Here is a 6,457-nt window from a genome sequence, read left to right as displayed (position 1 = left end):
GCCGGATTGGGTCCGTGACCGATCCGAGCTGTGGAACCGTGTCGAGGAATCCGAGACCCGCAAGAACAGCCAGGTCGCCCGCGAGGTCCGCGTGGCCCTGCCCGACGAGCTGACCCATGCGCAGCGTGTCGCCCTGGTCCGCGACTACGCACAGGCGCAGTTCGTGGACCGTGGCATGGTGGCCGACATCGCCCTGCACGCACCGGGGCGCGAGGGCGACGAGCGCAACCACCACGCCCACATTCTGCTGACCACCCGTGAGGTGGATGCAGACGGCTTCACCACCAAGAACCGCGACTGGAACAAAGTCGAGGTTCTGGAGGGCTGGCGCGAGGCGTGGGCTCGGGACAGCAACGCGGCCCTTGAACGCGCCGGCATCGAGGACCGCGTGGATCACCGGACGCTGGTGGCGCAGCGCGACGAGGCGCTTGAGCTGGCGAGCGCGGCGCGGGAGCGCGGCGACGAGGGCGCGGAGCTGCACGAGACCGTGCGGGCCATGTCACTGGACCGCCCGCCCCTGCCCCAGCTTTCCCTTGGTGCTTGGCAGCTCAAGGAGCGCGGCATCGAGGTTGCCGCCGTCCGTGTCTGGCACGAGGTCAAGGACCTTGCCGCCGAGGTCAGGCAGGTGGTGCAGGAGCTGACCGGACAGGTCCGCGATTGGCTGGACCGTGCGGCAGAGCACGTCATGGATCGTCTGGGATCAGGGCAGTCCGAGCTGGCGCTTGCCGGAGGGCGTGACGGCCGGGACCAAGAACCTGACTTTGCCGCACGGTTGAAGGCATCATGGGAAGCCTATCAGGGCCGAGAGAAGGTTCAGGAAGCCGCCACGTCGGAGCAAGAACGGGAAGCCCCGCAGGATTTTGCAGCACGTCTGCGCGAAGCAGCGGAGGGCGTTGATCGTGATGCTCTAGCGGATCGCGCCGCCGCGTTGCGCGAGGGCCGTGAGGCCGAGGAACGGCACACCGCACAGGAGGCGGCGCGAGAACAGGAACGGGTGAAAGAGCTAGAGCGCCAGCAAGAGATTGAGCGGGAAGCGCATCGCGACCGAGGGCATGGGATCGACCGATAAGAATAGCTTCAACAAACGGTCCATTTTGGGAGGTGTCTGAAGACGATGGTTCGTCGTGTATTATGACCGTTTCGGGTCATGGATTTAAGACCGTAACCCGAAAACATTTTAGCACGTAATCACGCTGTTCAGCACTGATCATCAAGTCAGAGAGTGCATCGGCCTGAGTAAGGTCTAGTTCTTCGATCTCGGAATGAGCTAAATTTGTGCAGACAAGCGACGCATTCCTTATCGAGGCCCCGTTTAAGTTTGATCCAACGAACTTGACGGAGGTAAGATTACATTTGTTGAAATTGGCACCACGAACATCACAAAATTCGAAAGTGCTACCCTCTAGGTCCTGTCCCGTAAAGTTGGCTTCAAGAAAACGCGTCCGATAGCACGATATACCGCCGATGATATGGCGGGCATTGGTGCTTCGGTGAACTTCTAGATCGACTTCAGTCTCTGAAAGGTTGCAGTCTTTCAGCAGCAGCATGAAGCCTCGGCATTTGATAAATCTATTTTTCGAAAGATCGCATTCTGAAAGAAAGGCATCCGAGAAATCACACGCCTTCCAAACACAATACTCATCATCGCCCCCTTCGTTGAACTGGCAGGAAAGGAGCGTTGTGTCTCGGAACGAGCAATCCGTGAAATGGCAGTTTCGGAACTTTGACATGCCAACTTTACCGCCGTCGAACATGCAATCTACGAATGAACATTCCGTAAAATCTGTTTCAAAAATTGAAAATCCGTCAAGGCCGTCTGCGCGAAACCGCTCGCCCGTAACCTGACGCCGTGTGGCGGCCTCCTCCAAGGTCATCGTTGCCATGCTAAAGAACTTTCAGGCCGAGCTGGCCCAGAAGGTCAGCTGCTTGGCGTTTTGAAATTAGCGCCCCCTTGTAAAATTGGGCATTGGTAAGCTTGATGCCACCTAAATCAGCATTGCGTAGATCGGCACCCTCAAACCTGCATTCTGGAAGGTGGGCATCACGAAGGGAGCAATCCTCAAAAACAGTGTCCCTAAAATCGCAGCCTCTTAAGTCGGCCTCGCTGAAATCAACTTCCTTTAGGGTCATTTTACGAAAAGAAAGCCTCGGCAGAACAGCAAGGACCAGCAGCACGCTTTCGATGGAAAGCCCCAATGTCTTCGCCTCGGTAAAGTCGGAACCAGTCATTTTGCAGTTGGTAATTTTAGTATGGGTGAGGGTGGCGCCCCTGAAATTCGTGTTGCTGAAGTCTCCGCCTTCTATAACTGCCTCCTGCAGGTTGGAGCCAGTAAAGCTTGCCCCTGCGGCTCGACAGGCAGTGAAGCTGGTTTCATCAATCCTTGCACCGTTAAAAGAAGTGCGAGCCAGTCTGCAACGCGCAAAATGCCACCCTGAAAGATCAATTTCTGATAGGTTCATCTCGCTCAGGTCGCAGTCTTCGAGCAGTGCTATGTCGCCTGACTTGCTGATCCCTTCGAGATCGGCACGGCGGAGGGTTTGGGCAGTCAGTGTAATTTTTTTGTTCATTTTCACTACCTCGCAAAAGAGCACCACATAGACAAGATTTTTGCAGGGCGACTACCGGCTCAACGGCAAGATTGTTCATATAGCAACCATCCAAGACCGTTCCACAAACGCTCGTTTGCGGAGGGCTTTACCATTTTGTAACGGATCAATGGCTTGGGCCTTCCAAAACACCCTGCCAAAATTATGAAGGTTTTGGCGGGTTTGTGGCATGTCGATAGCTATACTGATCGCAGGAATCCAAACAAACCACGCTTTGCCCCCTGCCCCGCCCGCTGATCGGTTAGCATTGCGGTCAACTTGCGGCGTTCTTCGCCCTCACGATCAAGGCGTTCGCGAAGGTCTGCCACAGTTTCAGCCATGTTTTCAGACAGGGTGTTTGCGGCTTTAAGTTCGGCGCGTAACCGTTCAATTTCAATGCGGTTTTCGTGGTCAGGAGTGGGGGTCAGTGCCGGTTTTACTGACTGGTCAGTAGCGGTCAGTGGAAACACTCTATGCAACTCTGACGGATCAATCTCGTATCGTCCTTGAGTATCCTTCGGCGCACTTAAACGCCCTTCCTTTATAGCTTTTAGGACTGTTCCCTTCGCCTTACGACAGGACTTGGCCGCTTCATTCAGTGTCATGGTCATGTCCGGTTTTCCTCATGGTCACTATTGGTTTTCTTGACTGGTCATGACCAGTCAGCGTGACCAGTGTGCCACAATTTCTGAATCAAGCAAACCATCGAGGAAACGGCGTATCTAGGCATCGTAGCCGCTATCTTAGGCTGTTTTGTTTTCCGCAATAGGCTACGAATGCAGCACCCGCATTTTTCGGCGGGTTGCCTTTGGCCGTTTCTGCCTGCGCAAAGGCCAGCCAATCAGCTCGAAGGGCATGGTAATCCCGACCCTTTTCCCGTGCCAGAGCGCGGGCTTTTTCTTCGGCCCAGTCAGGCAGTGTGATTGCAGGCGCGACCTGTGTTTTCGTATGTCGGGGACGGAAGATCACGAGGTCATCGCCCGTCAGCTCGATCCGGTAGAAAGGCGTGTGATCGTCAAAAATGATCTGGCGAAGGTTGAGTCGGAACTTCTTGAGAGGAGCATTGCTGCCAGTCTTCCGTTGAAGGTTGGCAAGGCCGATATGCCATTTTGGCTGGTTGCCACAATGTTTCCGCGCGATCTCGTAGAGACGGCGTTCCAGCGGGCGGCGTAGGCGGAAGTAGTCGTTCGAGATCGTGACAACCTGGTCGGACTCGATAGCCCGCATGAGCCAGTCCGACAGGACCACCTCGCAATAATCCAGCCGCCATGAACCATCCTCACGCATGACAAATCCACCTTCGTCAATCAGGCCAAAAACACGGGTTTCCATGCGGTCTCCCGTGCGAATGTCCGTTTTGAAGGTTGTCCCTCGTAGGCGTTTGAAAGCTTGCTCTAGGCGTTGATAGCCAAGGTTGTTGGTGGGCCTGTTCGTTGAGACTAGAAGCTCCCGCCCCGTGAACCTGACACGCTTGCCGATCTTCTCGCCACGGTTTTTCATGTGCATCAGTTGGCTGATGCAGAAGATCAGAATGTCCTTGTCGAAGATGGTCGGCAGGCCGTTATAGGACGGCGTAATCTCTAGGCGAACATCCCCGGCCTCGTAGTGCAGGTGGCGCATGTCTGGCTTCGTTGCCAGCGAGAACATCGGATGTTCCATCGACGCCGTATCATCCTTCGGCACGACATCGGCGATGTCGAGGATAAAGAAATCTTTTTGAGGGTGTCGATCGGGAAGCAAGGCCATGCCCAAGCTATAGCAGCAGTTCACACTATCAGGAACCATAAATTCGCACTATCGGGAACCGTCGCCGCTTCGCACCTTTCGGAACCGAGATTCGCACCTTTCGGAACCCTGTGGATAGTTTTACCTTTCAGACCTATAGGGTTACTGGTGATTTTCAGGCCCGTAACTTACTCCGTAGGTAACACTATTAACACTAGGGGTTTCCCCTGATCCCCTCTTTGCGAAACCATTAAGACAGTGTATGTGTTCAGATGTACACATGCTTAGAAGGTGATGAAATGACGGCCAGCACCACAATGACGATCCGACTTGATCCGCAGCTCAAGGCGAAGCTGGGGAGATTGGCAGACGGAACACGACGCAGCCGATCCTTTCTGGCGGCAGAAGCGGTGGAAACCTACGTGGACCGAGAGCTGGCGATCATCGAAGGCATCGAGCGCGGGCTTGCGGACGTGGAGACCGGACGGACGGTCAGCCATGAAGACGCGATGGCGTCCTTGCGGCAGGTGATTGATGCAGCGGCGGGCGGCACCGCGTGAGCAGACCCGTTCGCTGGTCGAAAGATGCACTGACCGATCTTGCCGAGCAGGTTGCCTACATCGCCACCGACAATCCGTCAGCGGCCCGCCGTGTGGCCGCTGCCCTCGACAAGACGGCTCTGGCCCTTGGCGACATGCCGATAGGGCGCCCCGGACGGGTGACAGGCACCTATGAGAAATCAGTGACAGGTCTGCCCTACGTTGTGGCCTATGCGATCACGCAGACGGGCGGCGCGGAAGAAATCGCGATTGTCCGTGTGATCCACACATCGCGCGACTGGTCCCCCGAAGAATGGCCGGAGTGATTTTCACTGATCCGGTCTGTTGATCCAGATGGCGCAATAGCTGGACCCGTTGTCTTGTTCGACCACCTGCCCGCCTGCGGTGCCGCAATAGATGCTTGGAAACTGCCCGAACTCTCGGGCATCACCGCGCCCGGCAATCCATGCCATCGCCAGCGCTCCGATAACGGCTCCTGTGGCGAGCATGGAGGCCAACCACACCCAGAACCCGCCAAACCAGCGCCATGCCTCTCTACGGGCCTCTCCGGCGGCCTGTGAGAGCTTTGCGCGTTCATTGTCGAGATCATGCCGGATTCCGGCCATGGCGCTCTCAGCGGCCCTTGTAGCGGCTTGTGTGGCGCTGCGGGCCATCTGGTCGCGGTCCGTTTCCAGTGCGCCCTGAATTTCTCCCGGCGCATCCTCTGCCGTCTTCGCCATTTTCAGGACTGCTGCCGTCACGATCTGGTTCAGCTTTTTCGCCTCGTCCTTGTCGAGGCTGGTGCGCTGGAGCTGGTCCATGTCCTTGCGGATCAGGGTCAGCTCATCGGCGAGTATCTGGAACGGATCCTTGCTCATGCCGGGTCCGCCTTCGCCGCGACCTGATCGAGATCTTCCAGCAGCCCGACCAGTTCTTTCTGATCGACTTCACGGGTGGCGTTCTTGCGCAGGGTTGAAGCCATCCATCGGGCAATCTTCGGATCGTTCAAAGCCGCAGTCGTCACGATAGCCCCGACGATGATTTTCCGCCGGGTCTCACTAGCCTTCTGGCGCTGTTTCAGGCGAGCCAGTTTTGCCTGCGCTTCGGCGATCTGTTGATCTATTGTCCGCGCCATTCTGGTCTCCTTTTCCACCGTCCTAAGTTGCTTTTAGGCTACGAAAGATGTAGAGAGCAAGACACGAAGTGCCCACTTATACAAACGCTGCGCGTTTGTGTGGGTAGGGGAGACTGGCGTTTCCCCTTAACCCCTAAGCAAAGTGCAGCCCTCACATGGCGATCTATCATTTACGCGCAACGATGATTTCCCGCAGTCAGGGCCGCAGCGCCACGGCGGCTTCCGCCTACCGCGTGGCAGAGCGCATCGAAGACCGCCGCACCGGGCTGACCTTCGATTATGCGGCGCGGGGCGGTGTCGATCACACCGAGATCCTCGCCCCGGACCATGCGCCGGATTGGGTCCGTGACCGATCCGAGCTGTGGAACCGTGTCGAGGAATCCGAGACCCGCAAGAACAGCCAGGTCGCCCGCGAGGTCCGCGTGGCCCTGCCCGACGAGCTGACCCATGCGCAGCGTGTCGCCCTGGTCCG

General features: G+C 56.9%; 10 protein-coding genes. 4 read left to right on the top strand and 6 right to left on the bottom strand.

Annotation, left to right across the window (positions count from 1 at the left end; all coding sequences use genetic code 11):
- Positions 1-1,069 (top strand): MobA/MobL family protein (locus AB9K34_RS21835; RefSeq protein WP_369956713.1); only part of this gene is annotated, 1,069 nt, incomplete at its 5' end.
- 76 nt (positions 1,070-1,145) lie between these two features.
- Here AB9K34_RS21835 and AB9K34_RS21830 read toward each other — a convergent pair.
- The 4 genes from AB9K34_RS21830 to AB9K34_RS21815 form a co-directional block, all read right to left on the bottom strand.
- Complete coding sequence (locus AB9K34_RS21830) at positions 1,146-1,883, bottom strand: pentapeptide repeat-containing protein (RefSeq protein WP_226937145.1); 738 nt, start codon at positions 1,881-1,883, stop codon at positions 1,146-1,148.
- A gap of 1 nt (position 1,884) precedes the next feature.
- A complete protein-coding gene (locus tag AB9K34_RS21825) occupies positions 1,885-2,568 on the bottom strand; it encodes a pentapeptide repeat-containing protein (protein WP_369956712.1) in 684 nt (227 codons plus the stop codon).
- A gap of 218 nt (positions 2,569-2,786) precedes the next feature.
- Complete coding sequence (locus AB9K34_RS21820) at positions 2,787-3,197, bottom strand: hypothetical protein (protein ID WP_164687497.1); 411 nt, start codon at positions 3,195-3,197, stop codon at positions 2,787-2,789.
- A 127-nt stretch (positions 3,198-3,324) separates the two neighbouring features.
- On the bottom strand, positions 3,325-4,332 hold the full coding sequence (locus AB9K34_RS21815) for a replication initiator protein A (protein WP_164687498.1): 1,008 nt from the start codon (positions 4,330-4,332) through the stop codon (positions 3,325-3,327).
- Positions 4,333-4,610: 278 nt separating this feature from the next.
- On the opposite strand from AB9K34_RS21815, the gene AB9K34_RS21810 reads away from it, so the two are divergent.
- Together AB9K34_RS21810 and AB9K34_RS21805 are read left to right on the top strand one after the other, a co-directional pair.
- Positions 4,611-4,871 (top strand): CopG family ribbon-helix-helix protein, encoded by a 261-nt coding sequence (locus tag AB9K34_RS21810; RefSeq protein ID WP_164687499.1) that lies wholly within the window; start codon positions 4,611-4,613, stop codon positions 4,869-4,871.
- Positions 4,868-5,176, top strand: coding sequence for a type II toxin-antitoxin system RelE/ParE family toxin (locus AB9K34_RS21805; RefSeq protein ID WP_164687500.1), 309 nt, complete (start codon positions 4,868-4,870; stop codon positions 5,174-5,176). Before AB9K34_RS21810 ends, AB9K34_RS21805 begins: the two co-directional genes overlap by 4 nt.
- A gap of 3 nt (positions 5,177-5,179) precedes the next feature.
- Here AB9K34_RS21805 and AB9K34_RS21800 read toward each other — a convergent pair whose 3' ends face one another.
- Both AB9K34_RS21800 and AB9K34_RS21795 read right to left on the bottom strand, forming a co-directional pair.
- Entirely contained in the window at positions 5,180-5,728 is a 549-nt protein-coding gene (locus AB9K34_RS21800; RefSeq protein ID WP_164687501.1) for a hypothetical protein, read from the bottom strand.
- Positions 5,725-6,003, bottom strand: coding sequence for a hypothetical protein (locus tag AB9K34_RS21795; protein WP_369956709.1), 279 nt, complete (start codon positions 6,001-6,003; stop codon positions 5,725-5,727). Before AB9K34_RS21795 ends, AB9K34_RS21800 begins: the two co-directional genes overlap by 4 nt.
- Before the next feature lie 137 nt (positions 6,004-6,140).
- Between AB9K34_RS21795 and AB9K34_RS21790 the strand changes: the two genes are divergently transcribed.
- On the top strand, positions 6,141-6,457 hold a 317-nt coding region (locus AB9K34_RS21790), incomplete at its 3' end, for a MobA/MobL family protein (protein WP_369956708.1).

Origin of the sequence: Sedimentitalea sp. XS_ASV28, assembly GCF_041224545.1 — a bacterium.
In the GTDB taxonomy this organism is placed as follows: Bacteria; Pseudomonadota; Alphaproteobacteria; order Rhodobacterales; family Rhodobacteraceae; genus Sedimentitalea.
The sequence above is the reverse complement of the archived record's forward strand: the minus strand, read 5'-3'. Positions and strand labels throughout refer to the sequence as shown.